Origin of the sequence: Pseudolysinimonas kribbensis, from assembly GCF_039531715.1 — a bacterium.
In the GTDB taxonomy this organism is placed as follows: Bacteria; Actinomycetota; Actinomycetes; order Actinomycetales; family Microbacteriaceae; genus Pseudolysinimonas; species Pseudolysinimonas kribbensis.
In genome coordinates this window covers 743,845-765,857 of the sequence record NZ_BAAAQO010000004.1, presented here as the reverse complement: position 1 = coordinate 765,857, position 22,013 = coordinate 743,845, and the positions used below count along the sequence as shown (strand labels likewise).

The window sequence follows — 22,013 nt, the reverse complement described above, 5'->3', positions numbered from 1 at the left end:
CTGAGCGCATGGCCCGCGGACGCGCAGCAGCCCCCGAACCGGAGCAGGTGCCCGAGTCGACGCCGCCCGATCTCGCCGCCGCGAAGATCCAGGCCGACGAGCTGACCACGCGCATCCTCGAGGCGCGCGACGCCTACTACGGGCGCGACACCCTGATCGTCGACGACGCCGAATACGACGGCTGGATGCACCGGCTGGAGCAGCTCGAGCGGTTCTTCCCCGAGCTGCAGAGCCAGGATTCGCCGACCCAGACCGTCGGCGCCGCCCGCAACACGCTCTTCACGCCCGTGCGGCACGCCGAGCCGATGCTGAGCCTCGACAACGTCTTCAGCCGCGACGAGTTCCTCGCCTGGGGGGCGAAGGTGGAGCGTGACGCGGGTCGTCGCGTCGATTACCTGTGCGAGCTCAAGATCGACGGCCTCGCCATGAACCTGCGCTACGAGAACGGCGTGCTCGTGAGCGCGGCGACGCGCGGCGACGGCATCACCGGCGAGGACGTGACGAACAACGTGCGCCTCATCCGCGCGATCCCGCAGCGGCTCGCGGTGCCCGCCGGCGGCACGCCGCCGCCGCTGGTCGAGGTGCGCGGCGAGGTGTACTTCCCCGTGAAGGCGTTCGAGGAGCTCAACGAGCGCCAGGTGGCGGCGGGCGACCGCGTGTTCGCGAACCCGCGGAATGCGGCATCCGGATCGCTGCGCCAGAAGGAGGAGGGCAAGAGCCCGGAGGCGCTGGCCCGGATGCGCGACCGCATCGCGCGGCTGCAGCTGCTCGTGCACGGCATCGGCGCGTGGGCGGATCCGCCGGCCGCGTCGCAGTCGGGGGTGTACGAGCTGCTGAAGTCGTGGGGTCTGCCGACGAGCCCGTACTACAAGGTGGTGCCGACCGCCGAGGACGCGGCGGCGTTCATCGAGTACTACGGCGCGCACCGCTCGCCCGCGCAGGGCGGGCCGGAGCACGAGATCGACGGCATCGTGATCAAGGTCGACGAGCTCGCCCTGCACTCCGAGCTCGGGGCCACGAGCCGGGCGCCGCGCTGGGCGATCGCGTACAAGTACCCGCCGGAGCAGGTCAACACGAAGCTGCTCGACATCGTCGTCTCGATCGGCCGCACGGGCCGCGCGACGCCCTTCGCCGTCATGGAGCCGGCGCGCGTCGCGGGTTCGACCGTGCGCCAGGCGACCCTGCACAACCAGGACCAGGTCAAGGCCAAGGGCGTGCTCATCGGCGACACGGTGGTGCTGCGCAAGGCGGGCGACGTGATCCCCGAGGTGCTGGGCCCGGTCGTCGAGCTGCGCGACGGCAGCGAGCGCGAGTTCGTGATGCCCGAGTTCTGCCCCGTGTGCGGCACCCGGCTCGCGCCCGCCAAGGAGGGCGACATCGACCTGCGCTGCCCGAACGCGCGCGCCTGCGCGGCGCAGGTGCGGGGGCGCGTGGAGCACATCGGATCGCGCGGCGCGCTCGACATCGAGGGCCTCGGCGAGGTCGGCGCTGCCGCCCTCACCTCGCCCGAGGTGCCCGCGACGCCGCCGCTCGTGACCGAGGCGGGCCTGTTCGACCTCACGCTCGACGAGCTCATGCCGATCGAGGTCGTGGTGCGGGATGTCGAGACCGGCCTGGTGCGCATCGGCGCCGACGGGGCGCCCGATCGTCGCGCGCCGTTCCGTAAGATCGTGCGTCCGGCGCGCAAGGGGCAGCCCGCGGAGTACGGGCCGAGCGAGGTCGCCGTGAAGCTCATCGACGAGCTCGAGAAGGCGAAGCAGAAGGAGCTGTGGCGCTTCCTGGTCGCGCTCAGCATCCGGCACGTCGGGCCGGTCGCCGCGCGGGCGCTCGCCTCCTACTTCGGATCGCTCGATGCAATCCGCGCCGCGAGCCGGGACGAGCTCGCCGCCGTCGAGGGGGTCGGGCCGATCATCGCCGACGCGCTGCTCGAGTGGTTCGAGGTCGACTGGCACCGCGAGATCGTGGAGCGCTGGGCCGCGGCGGGAGTGCCGTTCTCGGTGCCGGGGCATCCGGGGCCGGGGCATGCCGCGGCCGCCGGCGGACCGCTCGCCGGGCTGACCGTCGTCGTCACGGGTGCGATCGAGGGGTTCAGCCGGGAGGGCGCGCTCGAGGCGATCCTGAAGGCGGGGGGCAAGGCGGCATCCAGTGTGAGCAAGAAGACCGACTACGTCGCCGCCGGGCCGGGGGCCGGATCGAAGCTCACCAAGGCCGAGGAGCTGGGGCTGCGGATCCTCGACGCGGCAGAATTCGCGGCACTTCTGGCGGGCGGACCGGACGCGATCGGCGACGCACAAGCCTGAAAACATACGGGATTCGAACTCCACGGGTACCACGTCCCCCATTCGGGGCGCAATTGCCCCTATATTGGGGGACGTACCCGACAGGCTCCGACTGGGCGGTGGCTCCGGGTGCGCACGGCCCTATCGACGGGATCCCCCACGTGCTGTTGGACGTCACGGCATTCGCCTCGACGCACCCGAATCCGGTGCTCGAGGCCTTCGGCGCGCTCGAGAACGGGTCGCGCACCGTGATCTCGGCACCCGCGACCCTGAGCGCCGACCAGACGGCCTTCCACGCGACGCTGGACCGGATGGCGGGCGGCGTCGGCGATCCGGGCACGTCGGGCCCCATCTCGCTCACCCAGCCGGCCGCGATCACGCACGTCACCCAGCGCGTGCCGCTGTCGGAGCTGCCCTCGCTGCGCGGCCTGAGCCTGCTGCAGCAGCTGGCGCTGCTGGATCGGTCCGACATGTCGCGATTCGCGTCGGATCACCCGGGCGTTCTGAAGACCCTGGCGAGCCGTCCGCCGGCCGCGACCGTCGTCGACGCGTGGTGGACCGGGATCCCCGCCGCGAAGCAGCGCGACCTCGCGACGGCCGCCCCCGGGGTCGTCGGCAACCTCGAGGGTGTGCCGTACGCGATGCGCGACCGCGCGAACCGCACGTACCTCAGCGACTCGATCCGGGGCATCCGTGACCAGATGCGCGCCGGCACCGGACGTGCGGCGGGCGACGACCTGACCCGCCGGCTGCACATGCTGGAGCAGGTGCGCACCTCGCTGCAGGACGGCTCGTCGAGCGAGCCGCGCGCGCTCATCGGTCTCGACCCCAGCGGCGAGGGCACCGCGGTGATCACGGTCGGCGACGTCACCACGGCCGACTACGTGGGCTACCTCGTGCCGGGCATGTTCTCGAGCGTCGACACCCAGATCGTGAAGTTCGCCGCGAGCTCGCAGCAGATCGCGAGCGACCAGCAGGCGATGCTCGACCGCCTCGAGCCCGCGACCGCGACCCGTCCGACCCCGACGGTGGCGGTGGTCGCCTGGCTCGGGTACCACTCTCCGGGGCTGGCGAACGTCGAGACGCTCGACCTCGCGAAGCAGGCGGAGGCGGCGTTGACGTCCTCGGTGCAGGGACTGCGCGCGATCCGCGGCCCCCACCAGCCGTTCATCTCCGTCATGGCGCACTCGTACGGGTCGACCGCGTCGCTGCTCGCGGTGCAGAGCGGCGGGCTCTCCGTCGATGCGCTCGCGATCGTCGGCTCGCCCGGCAGCCCCGCGCAGAGCGCGTCCGAGCTGTCGGTCACCGACGGCAACGTGTGGGTGGGGCAGGCGGCATCCATGGATCCGGTGCCCGCGACCGGCCTGTTCGGCAGCCGGCCGACCGACCCGGCCTACGGTGCCCACCTGTTCGGCACGGCGGGCGCGACCGATCCGCTGACCGGCGGGTGGCTGACCGCGGCTGTGAGCCACAACGACTACTTCGTGCCCGGCACCGAGTCGCTGCGCAACATCGAGCTGATCGGCATCGACCGCGCCGACCTCGTGCTCGGTCTCGATCGCGCCAAGTAACGGCGACGAGAGACCCTCGCGCGTTCCCTAGGCTGGACGCATGTCCGAGATCACCCCCGACGTGGTGCGCCATCTGGCGTCGCTCGCGCTCATCGGCCTCGACGAGCAGGAGGTCGAGCGGCTGACCGGTCAGCTGGGCGCGATCGTGGATGCCGTCGCAACCGTCAGCGAGGTCGCGACGCCCGACGTGCCCGCGACGAGCCATCCGATCCCGCTCGGCACCGTCACCCGCGAGGACGTGCCCGGCGCGACGCTGACGCCCGAGCAGGCGCTGGCGGGCGCCCCCGAGCGCGACGGCGACTTCTTCAAGGTCAGCTCGATCCTGGGGGAGGAGCAGTGAGCGGGGTCGGCCTGACCGCCTCGGCATCGGCCATGGCCGACGCGCTCGCCGCGGGCGAGGTGACGAGCGTCGAGCTGACCCAGGCGCACCTCGACCGGATCGCCGCGGTGGACGGCGACGTGCACGCCTACCTGCACGTCAACGCGGCGGCGCTCGAGGCGGCGGCCGCCGCGGACGCCCGGCGGGCGGCCGGCGACGGCGTGCACCCGCTGACCGGCGTGCCGATCGCGATCAAGGACGTGCTCTGCACGATCGACATGCCCTCGACGGCGGGGTCGAAGATCCTCGAGGGCTGGGTGCCGCCGTACGACGCGACCACGGTGGCGCGGGTGCGCGCCGCCGGGATGGTGCCGCTCGGCAAGACCAACATGGACGAGTTCGCGATGGGCTCCTCGACCGAGTACTCGGCGTGGGGCCCCACGCACAACCCGTGGGACCTCGAGCGGATCCCCGGCGGATCCGGCGGCGGGTCCGCGGCGGCGGTCGCGGCCTTCGAGGCGCCGATCGCGCTCGGTTCGGACACCGGGGGCAGCATCCGGCAGCCCGGCGCCGTGACGGGAACCGTCGGGGTGAAGCCGACCTACGGCGGGGTGTCGCGCTACGGCGCCATCGCGCTCGCCTCGTCACTCGACCAGGTCGGGCCGGTGACGCGCACCGTGCTCGACGCGGGCCTGCTGCACGACGTGATCGGCGGGCACGACCCCCGTGACTCGACCAGCATCCCGGATGCCTGGCCCTCGTTCGCCGAGGCGGCGCGCGCCGGCACCCGCGAGGGCTCCGTGAAGGGACTGCGGATCGGCGTGGTCGAGGAGATGTCGCGGGAGGAGCAGGGCTTCCAGCCGGGCGTGCTGCAGCGGTTCCGCGAGTCGCTCGAGCTGCTGGAACGCCAGGGCGCGGAGCTCGTCGAGGTCAACGCGCCGCACTTCCGCTACGCGATCGCGGCGTACTACCTGATCCTGCCCGCGGAGGCCTCGAGCAACCTCGCCAAGTTCGACTCGGTGCGCTTCGGGATGCGGGTGACCCCGCCCGGCGGCGGCACGGTCGAGGAGGTGATGGCGGCCACCCGCGAGGCCGGCTTCGGCCCCGAGGTGAAGCGCCGCGTGATCCTCGGCACCTACGCCCTGTCGGCGGGCTACTACGACGCCTACTACGGCAGCGCGCAGAAGGTGCGCACGCTCATCCAGCGCGACTTCGGCTCCGCGTTCGAGCGCTGCGACGTGCTCGCGACCCCGTCGGCGCCGACCACGGCGTTCAAGATCGGCGAGAAGGTCGACGACCCGCTGGCGATGTACCTCAACGACCTCACGACCATCCCCGCGAACCTCGCCGGCGTGCCGGGCATCTCGCTGCCGTCGGGGCTCGCGCCCGAGGACGGACTGCCGGTCGGCATCCAGTTCATGGCGCCCGCGCGGCAGGACGCGCGGCTGTACACGGTCGGTGCGGCGCTCGAGCAGGCGCTCGTGGATGCCTGGGGCGGTCCGCTGCTGAACCGGGCCCCGGTGCTCGCGTGAACGGGGCGAGCGTGACGCCGGTCGCCGGGATCGACTACGACCGGAGCGCCGTGTCGGTCGGCATCGTGCACTTCGGGGTGGGCAACTTCCATCGCTCGCACCAGGCGATGTACCTCGACCGGCTGCTGCGCGATCCGGCGACCTTCGAGGCCGCCCGCACGTGGGGCATCTGCGGCATCGGCGTGCTGCCGGGCGACCGCGCGATGCGCGACGCGCTCGGGGGACAGGACTTCGAGTACACGCTCGTGGAGCGGCATCCCGACGGCACGGCCCCGGCGACCCGGATCGGCTCCCTCGTCGACTACCTGTACGCCCCGGACCAGCTCGAGGAGGTGCTCGAGCTGCTCGCCGCGCCCACGACGCGGATCGTCTCGCTCACGATCACCGAGGGCGGCTACAACATCAGCGACGTGACGGGGGAGTTCGACGTCGCGAATCCCGCGATCGTCGCCGACGCGCGCCCCGGCGCCGCTCCGGCGACCGTGTTCGGGATCATCGTGGCCGGCCTGGCGAGGCGGCGCGAGCGCGGCATCCCGCCGTTCACGCTCATGTCGTGCGACAACATCGAGGGCAACGGCGACGTCGCGCGGCGCACGTTCGCGGCGTTCGCGCGGCTCGTCGACCCGGAGCTGGCCGCCTGGATCGAGCGCGGGGTGCGGTTCCCCAACTGCATGGTCGACCGGATCACCCCGGTCACGAGCGACGCCGACCGGGCATGGGTCGCCGAGACGTTCGGGGTGCAGGATGCCTGGCCCGTGCTGTGCGAGGACTTCGTGCAGTGGGTGCTCGAGGACGAGTTCGGCGACCCGGAGGCGGGCGGCGGGCGTCCGCCGTGGGAGCGGGCCGGCGTGCAGCTGGTCGAGGACGTGCGGCCGTACGAGCTCATGAAGCTGCGGCTGCTGAACGCGAGCCACCAGGCGCTCGCCTATGCCGGGATCCTGGCCGGGTACGAGTTCGCGCACGACGCGACCCGGGATCCGGTGATCGCCCGGTACCTGCGGGCGTACATGGATCGCGAGGGCACGCCGACGCTCGAGCCGGTGCCGGGGGTCGACCTCGACGCGTACAAGTCGAAGCTCATCGAGCGGTTCTCGAACGAGTACGTGCGCGACACCCTCGGGCGGCTCGCGACGGACGCCTCGGACCGGATCCCGAAGTGGCTCGTGCCCGTGATCCGCGAGCTGCGCGCGTCCGGGCGGCGAGCGCCGCTGTCGGCGTCGATCGTGGCGGGCTGGGCCCGGTACGCGGAGCGCGTCGTCGCGGGCGAAGCGCTGCCGTTCCGCGACCGGCAGGAGGACGCGGTGCGGGATGCCGTCGCCCGGATGGCCGGCGATCCGCTCGGCTTCCTCCGCAACCCGGACTGGTTCGGCGGCCTCCCGGACGACGACGGATTCGTCGCCGACTTCACGGCCTCGCTCGCGGCGTTCCGCGGCTCGGACGACCCGCGGCCGGAGCTCGAGCGCCTGCTGGCCGGGCCGGCCGCGTGACGTCGCCGCGCTCCCTCGTCATCGGCGAGGCGCTGGTCGACGTCTTCCAGCACGATGACGGCACCACCACCGTGTGGCCGGGCGGAAGCCCGACCAACGTCGCGATGGGGCTGACCCGCCTCGGTCACGTCGTGAGCGAGCTCTGCTACATCGGCGACGACGCGTACGGCGAGGTGCTGCACGCCAAGCTGCGCGACGAGGGGATCGCCGAACAGCCGGGAGCGCTCACCGCCCCGGCCAGCTCGGTCGCCGACGTGCGGCTGACGGCGGCGGGCGACGCGGAGTACGAGTTCTCGGTGCTGTGGGACGTGCCGACCTCGATCGACTGGGACGGCATCCGGGTCGTGCACGCCGGCTCGATCGCGCTCGCGCTGTCGCCGGGTGCCGACCACGTGCTCGAGCTGCTGCAGGGGCGCCCCGCGGGAGTGCGCGTCACGATCGACCCGAACGTGCGACCGGCCTTCCTGCCGCGCGAGGGGGCGGCCGAGCGGCTGGAGCCGTTCTTCGCGCTCGCCGACCTGGTCAAACTGAGCGACGTGGATGCCGAGCACCTGTACCCGGGGCTCGGCGTCGATGCGGTGCTGGATCGGCTGCTCGCGCTGGGGCCCTCGATCGCGGCGATGACGCTCGGGCCGGAGGGCGCGGTGCTGGCGACCGCGCGCGACCGGGTCGCGATGCCGGCGCTCGCGACGCACGTGGTCGACACGGTCGGGGCCGGCGACAGCTTCATGGCCGCGCTGGTGTCGGCGGTGTCGAGCGCGGAGGGCCGGGGCGCGGGCTCCGTGGGCGATTGGGAACCGGACCGCGAACGGCTGGCGGAGTACGCGCGCTTCGCGAGCACGGCATCCGGGATCACGGTGTCGCACGCGGGGCCGGAACCGCCGACGCGCGGCGAGATCGAGGCGGCGCTCGCGGGCTGAGCCGGGGTTTCAGCGGGTTGTTCAGCCGGGCATGTCGTCGAGGGCGGCGGCCATGCGGCGCAGCACGTGGGAGCGCCATCCGCCGTTCATGATCTCGAAGGCGCGGGCCTGCTCGGGGTCGTCGAGGTCGAAGCCGGCGTGGGTCAGCAGCAGGCGGGTGCCGCTGCCCTCGGGCACGAGCTCCCAGGTGACGACGCTGTCGAGGCCCGTGCCGGCGCTGCGCCACGAGATGCGCAGCAGGCGGACCGGCTCGATCTCGAGCACCTCGCAGTCGACCACGCCGGAGAACCCGGTCTGCGGCACCGGGGAGGTGACGAACCGGAACCGCGTGCCGGCGACGGGCACGAATCCCTCGGTGGGCATGAGCCAGGCGTCGAGGAGGTCGGGCTCGGTCAGGGCGCGCCAGACCTTCGCGGGCGGATGCGGCAGGAACTCGTCGGCCTCGAGGGTGGCGGTGCTCACGAGTCCCCATCCTGGTGCCGGGCGGGCTGGGCGGGGTCGGGCTGGGCGTCGTCGGGCAGGGCGTCGAGCACGCCGCGCATGCGCGTCAGGCGCTCCCGCCAGAACCGCTCGTGCGGGGTGAGCCAATCCCGCACGGCGAGGAGCGGTTCGGGGGAGGGGGAGTACAGCACGCGGCGGCCCGCGGCGCGCTCCGTGACGAGACCGGCATCCCGCAAGGCGCGCAGGTGCTCGGAGACCGAGGGCCGGCTCATCTCGAAGTGCGCCGCGATGTCGCCGGCGCTGCGCTCGCCCCGCAGCAGCAGGTCGAGGATCTCGCGGCGCGTCGGGTTGGCGAGCGCACCGAACAGCCGGTCGGTGGGCGTCTCCTTGGCGCGGACCGGCACGGCTAGCCCTGGACGCCGGGCTGCCCCTGCTGCAGCAGCACGAAGCCGTTGCCGTCGGGGTCGCTGAACTGCGCCTGCGTGCCCCAGCCCGCCTGCTCGGGCTCGGTGAGCTCGACGCCGGCGGCGCGGAGCGCGGCGACCACGCCCGCGATGTCGTCGGTCTGCAGCACGAGGCCCTGCTGCCAGCCGGGCTCTCCGCGGCCCGGGAACGGCGGATGCAACGTGAAGTCGACTGTGCTGCCGACGGGGGCGACCGAGAGCCAGCGCTGGTCGCCGTAGGCGTTGTCGGCGCGCACCTCGAATCCGAGCACGTCGCGATAGAAGGCGAGCGCGCGATCCTGATCGGCGACGGGGATGGTGACGGTCGAGATGCGCAGGGCGGGGATGGTCATGGGGTGACTTTATGTAGGAAAAAACCTACGCGTCAAGCGAGCGGCGCGAGGTGTCCTGCCCCAGGAAGGCCGGAGCGACCAGGTCGTGCAGGACCCGGCGGCGGTCACGGTCTTCTAGGGCGGGGTCTGGCCGAGCCCCACTGCGCCGTCCGCCGTCGGCTCCAGCTCGCGGATTACCGCGCTGGACGCAACGCGGAGCACCTCGCTCAGGCGCGTGCGCTCGCGGCAGCGGTCGAACGCGAAGGCGCCCGCGACCTCGCGCGCTCGCTCGGTGTCGATGCCGCGGAACAGCCCCGCGAACTCCTCGACGAGCGGTTCCGCGAGCAGGATGTGCCGCACCATCGTCGCGATCCACTGCCGCTGTCCGAACGGCGCCGGGTCGAATTCGGGGAACTCGCGCTGGACCAGGTCCTCGATCGGCGCCAACACATCGCGGATGCCGGCGTCCGTCGAGCCCCACACGTCGACCCCCAGTCGCGCCTTCTTGCGCAGGACGGGCGCGATGAGTCGCAGGTAGTCGGCGTCGGGCGCGACCGTGACGACACCTTGGAGGCCGATGTCCTTGTACGTCCAGAGGCTCCATCCCGCGTCGAATTCCTCGAAGATCTCGAGCTGGTCCTGCAGGGTCGCGTATCGGTATTCATCGATGGCTGGATCACCGCTGTAGACCGGACCGAACTCGCCCACCCAGATCGGTGTGCCCGTGCGGCGCATGTACGCCGACCGGTCGAGGAAGCGCTCGCGCAGGTAATCGCGGTCGACGTAGCGGCCTCGGCTCACCCCCGGGTACTCGCCGCTGTCGGCGAAGCCCGAGAGGGCGTAGTCGTGCAGCGTGTACACCGTGTTCGGCGCGGGCTCGTCGAAGGCGTCGAACTCGGTGCCGTGCCGATTGCCATCGAGGAACAGCACGTGGTGCGGATCGATGGCACGGATGGCGGCCGAGAGTCGGCGGTAGAACGGACCGAGGAACCGCCCGGTCGCATCGCCCGGCTCGTTGAGCAGGTTGTAGCCGGCTACCCACGGCTCGTCGCGATAGCGCCGCGCGAGCTCCTCCCAGAGCACCACCACTCGGTCTTGGAACGACGCCTGCGTCCAGAAGCCCGCGAGATGCGTCGGGTTGTCGCTGTGCCAGCGCTGGTTGTGGCCGCCAGGAGTGGCGTGCAGATCGATGACCGTGTAGAGGCCGTGGCGCGCGCACGTTCGGATCGCCCGGTCGAGCAGCGCGAATCCCGACTCGAGGAAGACACCCGGGGCGTCATCGCTCTCGAAGTGGCGGTAGTTGACGGCGATCCGCACGCAGTTCAGCCCGAGCGAAGCGACGTACCGCGCGTCGTCGTCAGTGAAGAACACGTCGAGGAACTCCGCGAAGAACGCGTCGTAGGCCTCGTCCCCCATCTCCCGCCGGAGCGCCTGCCGGTGGGCGGTCTCGGTTCCGGGGTAGCCGGTGATGAAGTTCTCCATGTTCATCCAGCCGCCCAGGCCGAAGCCGAGCAGGCGCACCGACCGTCCCGATCCGTCGACCAGGTGCGTCCCGTCGACCTGCAGCAGGGGATCCTCGCTCACGTGTTGTCCTCACTCCGCCGTGTGGCGGTTCTCAAGTTCGCCGGGGCGGCGGTTGTCACTTGCCGAATCCGGCTGTCAGTCCGCTGACGAGATAGCGCCGTCCGACGACGTACGCCGCGAGCATGGGCAGCGTCGACAGCACGACGGCCGCCAGCACCCCCGGGACGTTGACGTTGTACTCGCCCTGGAAGGTCCACAGCGCCATCGGCAGTACTCGCTTGTCGGGGCTCTGGGTCAGGATCAGCGGGAACAGGAAACCGTTCCAGACGTGCAGCGCGTCGTAGATCGCCACGGTCACGAGGGCCGGGCGTGCGAGCGGCAGCGCGAGGCTCCACAGCATCCGCAGGTCGCCAGCGCCATCGACACGCATCGACTCGAACAGCTCCGCCGGGATGTCGCGCAGGAAGTTCGCGAGGATCAGCACGGTGATGGGCACCGCGAATCCGATCGACGGGAGGATCAGGCCGATCAGGCTGTCGTAGAGGTGCACCCGGGTGATGAACCAGTACAGCGGGATGATCGTGGCGTGCGTCGGGATCGCCAGCCCGAGCAGGAACAGCGAAAAGCTGCCCCGCACGAAGCGTCCGCGGGTGCGGACGATCGCATAGGCCGCCCCCAGCGAGATCGCCACCGTGACGAGCACTGACCCGAGCGTGATGATCACGCTGTTCATGAGGTAGATGCCGAACTGGTTCTGCACGACGGTCGCGTAATTGTCGAGCGTCGGCGTGAGCGGCGGCAGCAGCGGGTTGGTCGCGAAGAAGCCGGCTTGACTGCGCAGGCTCGTGATCACGACGTAGTAGATCGGCACGACGATCACGGCCAGCCAGACGAACCCGCCGAATCCACCCAGCCAATTGCGGCGAACGCCGGGGCGTCGGCGTCGTCCCGCCGTGGCGCCGGTACGGGATGCCGGGGGACTGCTCGCAGCGGCGGTCATCAGACGCCCTCCTGGTCGCTCTGCATCTTCGCGAACCCCGTGAAGCGGGTGAGCACCAAGGCGAGGGCGAGCCCGATCACGACGAGGATCACGGCGAGCACGCTCGCGGGACCCATCTGGTTGGCGGTGAAGCCGGTCAGGTACATCTGCAGCGGCAGGAGCCGGGTCGCGTACCCGGGACCCCCGCCGGTCAGTACGAACACGACGTCGAAGTACGTAAGCGATCCCGTCACCATGAGGGTGCCCGAGGTGATGATCGTGTTGCGCAGCTGCGGCAGCGTGATGAAGAAGAACTGCTGGATCCGGTTCGCGCCGTCGATCGTGGCCGCCTCGTAGAGCGAGACCGGGATCTGCCGGACGCCGGCCTGGTAGAGGAGGGTGTGGAACGGGACGAACTGCCAGGCGATCACGAAGATCACGACGAACAGCACGAGGTCGGGTCGTCCCAGCCAGTCCTGTTTGAGGAACGGCAGGCCGAACCCGGCGCCGACGCCGAAGTTGGGGTCGAGGATCGCCTTGAAGGCGATGGCGACGGCGGCGGACGAGAGCAGCAGCGGCAGGAAGTAGAGCACCGCGAGCACCTCGCGGTAGCGATGGCGGCCGGCCGTGAAGACGCCGAGGAGCAGGCTGATCGGGGTCTGCACGATGACGGAGATCAGCATGATCTTGCCGGTCAGGGCGAGCGCGTTGCCCGTGATCGGGTCGGCGAGCACCGAGGTCCAGTTGGACAGGCCCGTCCAGCTCATCGGGCCCAGGCCGTCCCAGTGCACGAAGCTCAGCACGACCGCGCCGCCGAGCGGGACGATCGCGAAGGCCACGTACATGAGCAGCGCGGGCAGCGCCAGCCAGGGCGCCGCGCTCCGGGCGCGCCGGCGGCGTGGCCGCTCGGCGCGCCCGGAGCGCGGGGTGGTGAGGGTGTATCCGGTCATGAACTCAGAGGGTCTTGTTCATGGCCGCGGAGAACTGCTTCGGCGTGATCTGCTTCAGGAAGATCTGCTGGAGGTTGGTCAGCAGCGCGTCGGCCTGATCCGGCCGGAGCGCCTGGTCCCACGACAGCTGGAAGCTCGGCGCCAGGTCGGCGAGCTTGTAGATCCTGTTGTAGAACTCGGGGTCGCTGGTCTTCTTCAGCTGCGGCTCGATGCCCCGCACCGGCGGCACGTTGGCGGTGCCGAGGAGGTCGGTGACGTAGGAGTCGTTCAGCAGGTTCTTCGCGATGTACTCCTCGGCCGTCTTCTTCTGGGCCTTCGTGGCGCTCGCCGAGACGGACCAGTAGTTGCTGGGGTTGCCGACGACGTCCTTCGGGTCGCCCTTGCCGCCCGCGACGGTCGGGAAGTCGGCGTAGCCGAGCTTGTGCGACGTCAGGAAGCCGGGATCGCCGGACTGCACCGCTTGGTAAGCGCTGGGAAGCGCCAGCGTCATGGCTGCCTTGCCCGTGTACATGAGCGCGATGTCGGCTCCGCTGTCGGTCGAGATCGAGCCGAAGCCGTTGACGAAGCCGCCCGCGTCGACGAGCTGCTGGATCATCGTGTTGGCCTTGATGACGGCCGGATCGCTCCACGCGTCCTTCTTGCCCGCGACGATGTCCTTCATGACCTGCGGGCCCCCGATCCGATCGACCAGGTACTCCTCCCACATCAGGAGGGGCCACTTGGCCGCACCGGCCACGGTGATCGGCGCGATGCCCTTGGCCTTGAACTTCGGGATCGACGAGATCAGGTCGTCCCAGGTCTTCGGAGGCTTCACTCCCGCGGTCGTGAAAGCGTCCTTGTTGAGGTACAGCTGCACGGGCTTCAGGCCGTTGTTGGGCACGGCGTAGGTCTTGCCATCGACCTGGCCGACCGCCGCGATCGAGGGGATGAAGCGGCCCTTCAGCGCGGGGTCCGCGACCAGGTCGCTGATGTCGACGACCTTGCCCGCGTCGACGTATGAGGCCAGCGTTCCGCCGCCCCAGCCGTAGATGAGTGTCGGGGCCTGATCGGCACCGACCGCGGTGCGGATCTTCTGCTTGTAGGGGTCGTTGGCGAACGCCTGGACCGTGAACTTCTGCGAAGGGTGCGCGTCGTTCCAGCTTGCGAACGACTTGTCGAATGCGACCTCGGTCGCCCCGCTCAGCACCCAGACGCTCGAGGCACCGCCCGCGGTGCCTTTTCCTGCTGCACCGCTCGGTGCCGGTCCCGCTGTCCCGCACGCGCTCAGCACGGCGGTGGCGGCGATCGCTGCGGCGGCGATCAACGATCGCCGCGTCCTGGTGGTCATCTTGGGCATGGACGTCCTCGTCTCAGGAAGGCGGACGACCGGTGCCGTCCGGTCGGCGGCAGCTCCACCGACACAGGCACGCTACTGACGCGAAATCGCTAAGGCAACATTCTGTCCATAATTAGAAAGTTTCTAACGGCGATCATGGCGTCGTGGAGGGCGCCGTCGTGCTGTCGCGCACGACGAGGGTGGTGCTGAGGTCGACCCGCGAGGCCTCAGCCGGCTCGCCCTCACTGAGCCGGATCACCAGCCGCGTCGCCTCCTCGCCCATCTGCGCGAGAGGCTGCAGCACGGTGGTCAGGGGCGGATTCGCCCAGGCGGCCACCCGGATGTCGTCGTACCCGACCACCGAGAGCTCGGCAGGGATCGCGACGCCGCGTCGCCGCGCCGCCTCGTACACGCCCATGGCCTGGACGTCGGTGCCGGCGAACACGGCGGTCGGTCGGTCCCGCCGTTCGAGCAGTTCGAGTCCGCGAGCGAGGCCGTCGCCGTATTGGTAGTTGCCCCGCAGCACCAGCGACTCGTCGAGTGGGATCCCCGCCGACTCCAGCGCGGCGCGATACCCGGACAGCCGGGCCGTCGACGAGAGAACCCCCTCCGGGCCCGTGATCGCGGCGATCCGCACGTGGCCGAGGTCGATGAGGTGTCGAGTCGCGGAGTAGCCGCCGCTCCAGTTAGCCGAGCCGACGGACGGGACGTCCGGTGCGGGATCGCCGCTCGGATCGATGACGACGAACGGGATCCCGCGGGTGCGCAGCCGCCGCTTGTCGTCGGGGGCGAGGTCGGAGAAGACGAGGACGACGCCCTCCGGACGACGCCGGAGAGCGCCGTCGATCCAATCTCGACCGGGCGAGCGGCGATCGCCGCTCTGGGTCAGCACCATGCTGCGTCCACTCGACCGGGCCGCGCGCTCGACGCCGGTGATGATCTCGAGGCCGGTGATGCTGGCGATCGCCGGCATGACGAGCTCGATCAGGCGCACGGACGACGCGGCGCTCACGCGGCGGCTGTAGCCATGCGCGCGCAGTGCGCCCTCGACCCGCTCACGCGTCTCCGGCGCGACGCCGCTGCGGCCGTTCAACACTTTGGAGACGGTGGGGACCGAGACGGCGGCCTCGGCCGCTACGCGAGCGAGCGTCGAGCGCGGCACCGGCAACGCAGGGTCGGTGGGCATGCGATCACTGTAGCGATCTCGAAACAGCCGAGAAACGTTTCTGGTCGACCGATCCAGGACGCGGCGTGTCGATCCTGGGGCTGCCCGGCAGAAAGAGGCGGCCGGGGCGCCACCGACTCCGCGCTCGGGTCATGCGGCGCGTCGGGTGCGGACGGGTGCCTTCGTGTGCAGGGGGATGGGTGTCCGGGTGGGGTCGATGGATCGTGGCGGCACGAGGGAGTAGGTGTTGCCGGTGCGGGTGATGTGCCAGCCGTTGTTGTGGATGAGCAGGTGGTGGTGTCGGCACAGGAGGACCCCGTCGGCGACGTCGGTGGTGCCGCCGCGGTGCCAGGGGGTGATGTGGTGGGCTTCGCACCAGGTGGGTGGTCGGTCGCATCGGGGGAAGAGGCATCCGCCATCGCGGGCGGCGAGGGCGATGCGTTGCCTTGTGGTGAACAGGCGTTGGCTGCGCCCCACGTCCAGAGGCTGATCCTCGTCGAAGAGGATGGGGAGGTATCCGGTGGCGCACACGTGCCGTTCCACCGTCGCGATGGAGATGGCGCTGGTTTGTCCTTCGAGGGCTCCGGACCCACTGCGGCGGTCCAGGTCGGCGGCGGTGACATGCACCCGCACCGCGGGCCGGCTGGCTCCGAGGATCTCGTCGCTGCCGGCGGTCGAGCCGATGCGGATCAACTCGGCCAGCCCGTCCAGGGCGAGTTGCTCGATGGTGCGGTCGTCCTGGGTGAGGTCGGGAGCGGCATCCGGGTCGACGAACCGGACCCCACCACGCCGGGGTGAGGTGACCCCGTCATAGGCGGCGGTCACGATCGCCGCGGATTCCGGATCCAACAGGCCGGAGAGCCGGGTCATTCCGTCGGGTTGCGGGACCAGGTGCAGGTAGCGGCGCGAGCGCAGCAGCGCCTCCCGGTCTGCGACCCCATCGGCATCGGCTTCGTCGCGCAACTGCCGCGCCCGCACCGCCAATCGCCGTGGCGGCAAGGCCGCCGCCTCCGCGATCAACTGTCCCTCCAGTTCCGGGGACTCGATCGCGCGGATCGCATCCGCCGCATCCAGGGACAGGTCTCCGGCGGCGACGGCGTCGGCGATCGGCCCGGTCAACTCGCCGACGCGCACCATGACGTTGGCATCGTGCGGTGACAGCTGCCCGACCTGTTCGACGAGTTTGGCCGGGGTGCGCAGGCCGAGCCGCTGCGCCAACCCCGCACCGCCGAGCTCGGGACGCGAGCGGTAGGCGATCTCCGCCGCCACCGCCGCCAACTCCCCATCCACCCGCCGCCGATCCGCCGCGAGCACACGCTGCCGATCCAGCAGCTGCGCATCACCGAGGCGGGAGAGGTCCATCCCTCTATTGTCGAGGTCCGAAAGTCTGTTCGGTAGTAGACCGAGCGTGGCTTGGATAACTTCCCCCACCCCCCACCCTGTGAAGGAGAAGCGAGGGAATGCGCGGAACCGCGCGATCAGCCCCAGGCGGGCAGGGCATCCCCGGCAAAGCTCCGACCGGCGTGCGCCTCCGATACGAGCACACCGGCCTGAACCGCCGGATCGTCGGCCATGAGCGCCTCGGTCTCGGCGAGGTTCGCGGCGAAGACGCCGATGCCCGCCAGCTCCGACTCGTCGGGGATCGGGCAGACCACCGCGAGCTTGCCCGCGGCCCGCAGGGCGAAGTTGCGCCGCCCGTGCTCCCAGATGATGGCGCGCGCGCCCTCGTCTCGGTAATGCGGGCCGCGGTGGAAGACGACGACGGTGTACGGCTGGGCCGCCGCCATCATCCGGTGCATGTCGTCGTCGGTGATCTGCGGGAGCTCGCTCGCGCTCATGCGGTCAGCATCGCAGCGGTCCGCGCGCGCCGCGAGGGTCGCATCGGGTTGCTCCGCACATCCGACGCGCGACGGCCGAGCCGGCCTCCTCACCGCTCCGCGATCGCGACCCAGGCGGTCGCCTCGACGACGCCGGGTCCGTCGCCGAGCGCCGCAGTGCACTGGCGCTGCAGCTCGCCCCTTCGCGCGTCGTCGAGACCGGCGACGTAGGCGCCGGCCGGCCCGACCCCGAGCGTGTACGGCTGCCACCAGTCGTCGACGTCGCGATACGGCAGGAGCACCGTGAGTTCGCCGGCGCGGACGTTCGGCAGCCCGGCGGCGCGGAAGATCCGCTCGAGATCGCCCTCGCGTGCGCCGGCCTCGTCCGACTCGTCGTGCACGCTCGGATCGAGCTCCCGCGCGACGCGCCAGAAGAGCGAGAGCGGGGCGCGTTCGCCGGCGAAGTCCCAGGTGGATGCCGCCACGGTGCCGCCCGGACGCGTGACCCGCGCCATCTCCGCGACGCCCGTGACGGGGTCGGTCATGAAGTGGATGACGAGCTGCGCGAGCGTCAGATCGAACGACGCGTCGGGGTAGGGGAGCGACTCGGCGGTGCCCCGTCGGGTTTCCACGCCGGGCAGGCTGGCCCGGAGCGCCGTGACGAACGCGGCGGACGGGTCGATGGCGACCACGGCATCCGGACCCAGGGCTTCGACCAGCTGCGCCGTCAGTGCCCCGGTGCCGGCGCCCACATCGAGGGCCCGTTCCGGCGGATGCGGCCGCAGCTCTGCCAGCAGTTCTCGCGCCAGCTCGTCGGCGTACCGCCCCATGAACCGCTGGTAGGCATCGGCGCCGACCTCGAAGGTCATGGTTTGATCCTGCCGCTCCGTGATCCGGATGTCAGCCCCGTCCTGGCCCCGCGGACGAGGTGCTCCGCGATCCGTAGGATCGAACCCATGGCCAAAGCCGATCTCATGGACTTCGACAAGGCCCTCGAACTGTTCGAGCCGGTGCTCGGGTTCGAGGTGCATGTCGAGCTGTCGACGAAGACCAAGATGTTCTCCGACGCGCCGAATCCGGCCAACAGCGAGAACGTGACGGCCGGCCCGAACACGCAGATTACGCCCGTCGATCTGGGCCTGCCCGGCAGCCTGCCCGTCGTCAACCGGACCGCGGTCGAGTACTCGATCTCGCTCGGCCTCGCCCTCGGCTGCTCGATCGCGGCGAGCTCCCGGTTCGCGCGGAAGAACTACTTCTACCCGGACCTCGCCAAGGACTACCAGATCAGCCAGTACGACGAGCCGATCGCGTTCGAGGGCTCGGTCGAGGTGGAGCTGGAGGACGGCACCGTCTTCACCGTGCCGATCGAGCGTGCCCACATGGAGGAGGACGCCGGCAAGCTCACGCACGTCGGCGGCGCGACCGGTCGCATCCAGGGCGCCGAGTACTCGCTCGTCGACTACAACCGTGCGGGCGTGCCGCTCGTCGAGATCGTGACGAAGCCGATCTTCGGCGCGGAGCACAACGCGCCCGCGGTCGGCAAGGCGTACGTCTCGACGATCCGCGACATCGTGCGCAGCCTCGGCATCAGCGAGGCGCGGATGGAGCGCGGCAACCTCCGCTGCGACGCGAACGTCTCGCTCCGCCCGCGCGCACGGGCGGGAGAGCCGCCGGCGCCGCTCGGCACCCGCACGGAGACCAAAAACGTCAACTCGATGCGCTCGGTCGAGCGCGCGGTGCGTTACGAGATTCAGCGACAGGCCGCGATCCTCGCCGCCGGCGGGTCGATCACGCAGGAGACCCGCCACTGGCACGAGGACACCGGCACGACGTCGCCGGGGCGTCCCAAGTCGGACGCGGACGATTACCGGTACTTTCCCGAGCCGGACCTCCTTCCGATCGAACCCGACCCGAAGCTCATCGAGTCGCTGCGGGCGGCGCTTCCGGAGGCGCCGGCCGTCCGACGTCGACGATTGCGCGAATCGTGGGGCTTCACGGAGCTGGAGTTCCAAGACGTGCAGAACTCCGGGCTCCTGGTCGAGGTGGAGGAGACCGTCGCGGCCGGTGCCGCCCCCGCCCAAGCCCGCAAGTGGTGGACCGGCGAGATCGCCCGCCTGGCGAACGCGCAGAATGCCGAGCCGGCCGCGCTGATCACCCCGCTGGCGGTGTCGGAGATCGTGGCGCTGGTGGAGTCGGGAGAGCTGACCGACCGGATGGCGCGTCAGGTCGTCGAAGGGGTCGCCGCGGGGGAGGGCACGCCCGCCGAGATCGTCGCGGCGCGCGGCCTCAAGGTCGTCTCGGATGACGGCGCGCTGATCGCCGCGATCGACGAGGCGCTCGCGGCCCAGCCCGACGTGCTCGAGAAGATCCGCGACGGCAAGGTGCAGGCCGCCGGCGCGGTCATCGGCGCCGTGATGAAGGCGATGAAGGGTCAGGCCGACGCGGCCCGCGTGCGGGAGCTGGTGCTGGAGCGCGCGCAGGCCTGAGGCGGGACGCACCTCCCACGTTTCGCTCAGCGCGCGGGCTGCTCCGCGGGCTTCCCGAGGTTCCGCTGCGCCCACAGCCCCAGCTGGGAGATCGTCGGCACCAACTCCGCGCCCGCGGTCGTCAGCTCGTAGCGCACGGTGATCGGTGGCCCTTCGACGACGGCCCGGGTGACGAGTCCCGTGTCGGTCAGCTCGAGCAGGCGTTCCGACAGCACGGTGTCGCTGATGCCGCTGACCGCCTTGCGCAGGCCGACGAACGAATTCACACCGGAGCCCAGGACGCTCAGGATCATGCCGTTCCAGCGCTTGCCGAGCACCGAGAAGGCGAGGGTGATCGCGGCGTCGCAGATCCCCACCTCGTCGTCGTGCTGCGCCATCCCCTCATGATAGTCGTGCTACGTTCTCCCTAGTCACTTTGTTTTTCTTAGTTAGGGAGTTCTACCGTGTCGCTCTACCGTCTCGATGCCAGCATCAACCCCGCGACCTCGCACAGTCGCGCCCTGGCGGATCTCGTCGAGGCGGAGTGGACCGGCGAGCACCCGGATTCCGCGATCACCCGCCGCGACATCGGCACCGATCCGCTGCCGGCCACGACCTGGCGCACGCTCGTGCTGAGCGGCATGACTCCGGATGCCGACCTCACCGAGGAGCAGAAGGGCGCCCGCAAGCTCGCCACCACCCTCGTCGACGAGCTGGTCGACGCCGACGCCATCCTGCTCGCGATCCCGCTGTACAACTGGGGCGTCGCCGCCCACGTGAAGAGCTGGTACGACATCACCTACACGGATGACCGCATCAAGTCCGGCGCCCTCACCGGCAAGCCGGTGGTGCTCGCGAGCGTTCTCGGCGGCGACTACCGTCCCGAGTCGGGCAAGACCGACTGGGACCACTCGACGCCGTGGCTGCGTCACGTGATCGAGAACATCTGGAAGGCCGACCTGCTCGTCGTGCAGCGCCAGCTGACCCTGGTGGGCGTCAATCCGGCGATGGATGGCCTGGCCGACGACGCGGTCGAGGTGCACGCCGCCGCGCAGCAGCTCGCCGTCGAGCACGGGCGCACGCTCGCGTCGAAGCGGAACGCGCGCTCGGCGGCGTAACAAGCGCGCCGCCGGCCAGCGCGGGCGATCCGCACCGGGGAATATGGCATCCATGGAACTCGGACTGCACATCGCCGACTTCACCTGGACCGGCGGCCCCGCCGCGCTGGGTGCCGACCTCGCCGCGCACGCGCGTGCGGCGGAGGATGCGGGAATCACCCGCATCACGGTCATGGACCACTTCTGGCAACTGCCCGGCATCGGACCGGTCGAGCACGAGATGCTCGAGGCCTACACGCTGCTCGGCTACCTCGCCGCGCACACGAAGACGGTGAAGCTGCACACGCTCGTCACGGGCGTGATCTACCGCGAGCCGGCGCTGCTGGCGAAGGCGGTCAGCACCCTCGACGTGATCTCCGGAGGCCGTGCCGGCCTCGGCATCGGTGCGGCGTGGAACGACGAGGAGTCGGCGGGGCTCGGCTTCCGCTTCCCGCCGACGAAGGAGCGCATGGACCGCCTGGAGGAGGCGATCCGGATCTGCCTGCAGATGTGGTCGGGGTCGGAGGAGCCGTTCGACGGCGAGTACTACCACCTCGGCCGCACCCTCAACTCGCCACAGCCGCTGAGCGGAAAGCCCTACCTGATGATCGGCGGGGGCGGCGAGAAGCGCACGCTCAAGCTCGTCGCGCAGTACGCCGACGCCTGCAACATCGGGGCCGGTCCGGATGCCGCCCACAAGCTCGACGTGCTGCGCGCGCACTGCGACGACCTGGGTCGCGACTACGACACGATCGAGAAGACGGCGATGATGGGCATCGACCCGTCGTCGACTCCGGATGACGTGGTGCGCACCGGCGAGGAGCTGGCGGAGCTCGGGTACACGACGTTGTACGTATATGCGACCGGCATCAGGGCGCCGCGGTCGATCATCGACGTGATGGGGGAGGCCGCCGGCCGGCTGCGCTAGTCGACGAGCAACCGCTGCAGCATCCCGCCGAGCACTTCGCGCTCGTTCTCGCCGAGCGGCGCGAAGTGCTGCCGCAGCATGCCGTCGAGGATCTTCTGCCCCGCGGCGCGCACCCGCTCGCCCTCGGGCGTCAGCTCGGGACGGATCGCGCGCCCGGCTCCCGTCACTCGCCGGATCAGCCCACGCGCCTCGAGCCGTGCGGCGAGCGTGCCGAAGGCCTGGTCGGTCTGGAAGGTCAGCACGGCGAGGTCGTGCAGCGAGGCGCCCGGGTTGGCGTGCAGGTGCCGCAGGGCGTCCCACTGGACGAGCGTCACGTCGATCGGCTTGAGCGCCTCGGTCGCCGTGCGGTGCTGCCGTGCCTGGACGCGCTTGATCGTGAGTCCGAGCTCGGAGAGGGACATCGCCATGGCTCGATCCTAGGCGAACGAGACAGCTTGTTTATATAAATA

Annotated in this window: 22 protein-coding genes; 9 read left to right on the top strand and 13 right to left on the bottom strand. The window is 70.8% G+C overall.

Annotated features, from left to right (window positions below; translation table 11 throughout):
* The first annotated feature begins 8 nt into the window (after positions 1 to 8).
* From ligA to ABD285_RS14380, 6 genes are all read left to right on the top strand, one after another.
* Positions 9 to 2,300, top strand: coding sequence for an NAD-dependent DNA ligase LigA (ligA, locus tag ABD285_RS14405; protein WP_344203155.1), 2,292 nt, complete (start codon positions 9 to 11; stop codon positions 2,298 to 2,300).
* 140 nt (positions 2,301 to 2,440) lie between these two features.
* Positions 2,441 to 3,850, top strand: coding sequence for an alpha/beta hydrolase (locus ABD285_RS14400; protein ID WP_284254931.1), 1,410 nt, complete (start codon positions 2,441 to 2,443; stop codon positions 3,848 to 3,850).
* A gap of 40 nt (positions 3,851 to 3,890) precedes the next feature.
* Complete coding sequence (gatC, locus tag ABD285_RS14395; RefSeq protein ID WP_344203153.1) at positions 3,891 to 4,190, top strand: Asp-tRNA(Asn)/Glu-tRNA(Gln) amidotransferase subunit GatC; 300 nt, start codon at positions 3,891 to 3,893, stop codon at positions 4,188 to 4,190.
* A gap of 32 nt (positions 4,191 to 4,222) precedes the next feature.
* The gene (gene gatA / locus ABD285_RS14390; RefSeq protein ID WP_284255725.1) at positions 4,223 to 5,701 is read left to right on the top strand and encodes an Asp-tRNA(Asn)/Glu-tRNA(Gln) amidotransferase subunit GatA; all 1,479 of its coding nucleotides are present in this window, start codon (positions 4,223 to 4,225) and stop codon (positions 5,699 to 5,701) included.
* Positions 5,702 to 5,712: 11 nt separating this feature from the next.
* The gene (locus tag ABD285_RS14385) at positions 5,713 to 7,188 is read left to right on the top strand and encodes a mannitol dehydrogenase family protein (RefSeq protein WP_344203151.1); all 1,476 of its coding nucleotides are present in this window, start codon (positions 5,713 to 5,715) and stop codon (positions 7,186 to 7,188) included.
* Complete coding sequence (locus ABD285_RS14380; protein WP_344203149.1) at positions 7,185 to 8,108, top strand: PfkB family carbohydrate kinase; 924 nt, start codon at positions 7,185 to 7,187, stop codon at positions 8,106 to 8,108. The genes ABD285_RS14385 and ABD285_RS14380 overlap by 4 nt, the downstream gene beginning before the upstream one ends.
* A 21-nt stretch (positions 8,109 to 8,129) precedes the next feature.
* Here ABD285_RS14380 and ABD285_RS14375 read toward each other — a convergent pair whose 3' ends face one another.
* The 11 genes from ABD285_RS14375 to ABD285_RS14325 all read right to left on the bottom strand — a co-directional run bounded on the left by ABD285_RS14375 (position 8,130) and on the right by ABD285_RS14325 (position 17,943).
* Positions 8,130 to 8,570: an SRPBCC family protein gene (locus ABD285_RS14375; RefSeq protein WP_284255728.1), complete on the bottom strand. Its 441-nt coding sequence runs from the start codon at positions 8,568 to 8,570 to the stop codon at positions 8,130 to 8,132.
* Complete coding sequence (locus ABD285_RS14370) at positions 8,567 to 8,953, bottom strand: ArsR/SmtB family transcription factor (RefSeq protein WP_344203147.1); 387 nt, start codon at positions 8,951 to 8,953, stop codon at positions 8,567 to 8,569. The genes ABD285_RS14375 and ABD285_RS14370 overlap by 4 nt, the downstream gene beginning before the upstream one ends.
* Before the next feature lie 2 nt (positions 8,954 to 8,955).
* Positions 8,956 to 9,345 carry a VOC family protein gene (locus ABD285_RS14365; RefSeq protein ID WP_284254932.1) on the bottom strand — a complete coding sequence of 130 codons (390 nt, stop codon included), beginning with the start codon at positions 9,343 to 9,345 and terminating at the stop codon, positions 8,956 to 8,958.
* A 114-nt stretch (positions 9,346 to 9,459) separates the two neighbouring features.
* The gene (locus ABD285_RS14360; protein WP_344203145.1) at positions 9,460 to 10,908 is read right to left on the bottom strand and encodes a glycoside hydrolase family 5 protein; all 1,449 of its coding nucleotides are present in this window, start codon (positions 10,906 to 10,908) and stop codon (positions 9,460 to 9,462) included.
* Between the two features lie 55 nt (positions 10,909 to 10,963).
* Entirely contained in the window at positions 10,964 to 11,851 is an 888-nt protein-coding gene (locus ABD285_RS14355) for a carbohydrate ABC transporter permease (protein ID WP_425565069.1), read from the bottom strand.
* On the bottom strand, positions 11,848 to 12,777 hold the full coding sequence (locus ABD285_RS14350; RefSeq protein WP_284254936.1) for a carbohydrate ABC transporter permease: 930 nt from the start codon (positions 12,775 to 12,777) through the stop codon (positions 11,848 to 11,850). Before ABD285_RS14350 ends, ABD285_RS14355 begins: the two co-directional genes overlap by 4 nt.
* A 4-nt stretch (positions 12,778 to 12,781) precedes the next feature.
* Positions 12,782 to 14,113, bottom strand: coding sequence for an extracellular solute-binding protein (locus ABD285_RS14345; RefSeq protein ID WP_284254937.1), 1,332 nt, complete (start codon positions 14,111 to 14,113; stop codon positions 12,782 to 12,784).
* A 133-nt stretch (positions 14,114 to 14,246) separates the two neighbouring features.
* Positions 14,247 to 15,278 (bottom strand): LacI family DNA-binding transcriptional regulator, encoded by a 1,032-nt coding sequence (locus ABD285_RS14340; RefSeq protein WP_344203144.1) that lies wholly within the window; start codon positions 15,276 to 15,278, stop codon positions 14,247 to 14,249.
* 129 nt (positions 15,279 to 15,407) lie between these two features.
* Complete coding sequence (locus tag ABD285_RS14335; RefSeq protein ID WP_344203142.1) at positions 15,408 to 16,619, bottom strand: HNH endonuclease signature motif containing protein; 1,212 nt, start codon at positions 16,617 to 16,619, stop codon at positions 15,408 to 15,410.
* A gap of 116 nt (positions 16,620 to 16,735) precedes the next feature.
* Positions 16,736 to 17,095, bottom strand: a complete 360-nt coding sequence (locus ABD285_RS14330; protein ID WP_284254939.1) for a YciI family protein — start codon at positions 17,093 to 17,095, stop codon at positions 16,736 to 16,738.
* An 89-nt stretch (positions 17,096 to 17,184) separates the two neighbouring features.
* Entirely contained in the window at positions 17,185 to 17,943 is a 759-nt protein-coding gene (locus ABD285_RS14325; RefSeq protein ID WP_344203140.1) for a class I SAM-dependent methyltransferase, read from the bottom strand.
* An 87-nt stretch (positions 17,944 to 18,030) separates the two neighbouring features.
* On the opposite strand from ABD285_RS14325, the gene gatB reads away from it, so the two are divergent.
* Positions 18,031 to 19,560, top strand: coding sequence for an Asp-tRNA(Asn)/Glu-tRNA(Gln) amidotransferase subunit GatB (gatB, locus tag ABD285_RS14320; RefSeq protein ID WP_344203138.1), 1,530 nt, complete (start codon positions 18,031 to 18,033; stop codon positions 19,558 to 19,560).
* 26 nt (positions 19,561 to 19,586) lie between these two features.
* Here gatB and ABD285_RS14315 read toward each other — a convergent pair whose 3' ends face one another.
* Positions 19,587 to 19,937, bottom strand: a complete 351-nt coding sequence (locus tag ABD285_RS14315) for a winged helix-turn-helix transcriptional regulator (RefSeq protein ID WP_284254941.1) — start codon at positions 19,935 to 19,937, stop codon at positions 19,587 to 19,589.
* A gap of 66 nt (positions 19,938 to 20,003) precedes the next feature.
* On the opposite strand from ABD285_RS14315, the gene ABD285_RS14310 reads away from it, so the two are divergent.
* Together ABD285_RS14310 and ABD285_RS14305 are read left to right on the top strand one after the other, a co-directional pair.
* Complete coding sequence (locus tag ABD285_RS14310) at positions 20,004 to 20,657, top strand: FMN-dependent NADH-azoreductase (RefSeq protein ID WP_284254943.1); 654 nt, start codon at positions 20,004 to 20,006, stop codon at positions 20,655 to 20,657.
* A 52-nt stretch (positions 20,658 to 20,709) separates the two neighbouring features.
* On the top strand, positions 20,710 to 21,564 hold the full coding sequence (locus ABD285_RS14305) for an LLM class F420-dependent oxidoreductase (RefSeq protein ID WP_284254944.1): 855 nt from the start codon (positions 20,710 to 20,712) through the stop codon (positions 21,562 to 21,564).
* On the opposite strand, the gene ABD285_RS14300 is transcribed toward ABD285_RS14305, so the two are convergent.
* Positions 21,561 to 21,971, bottom strand: a complete 411-nt coding sequence (locus ABD285_RS14300; protein ID WP_284254945.1) for a MarR family winged helix-turn-helix transcriptional regulator — start codon at positions 21,969 to 21,971, stop codon at positions 21,561 to 21,563. The genes ABD285_RS14305 and ABD285_RS14300 overlap by 4 nt on opposite strands.
* Positions 21,972 to 22,013 lie beyond the last annotated feature (42 nt).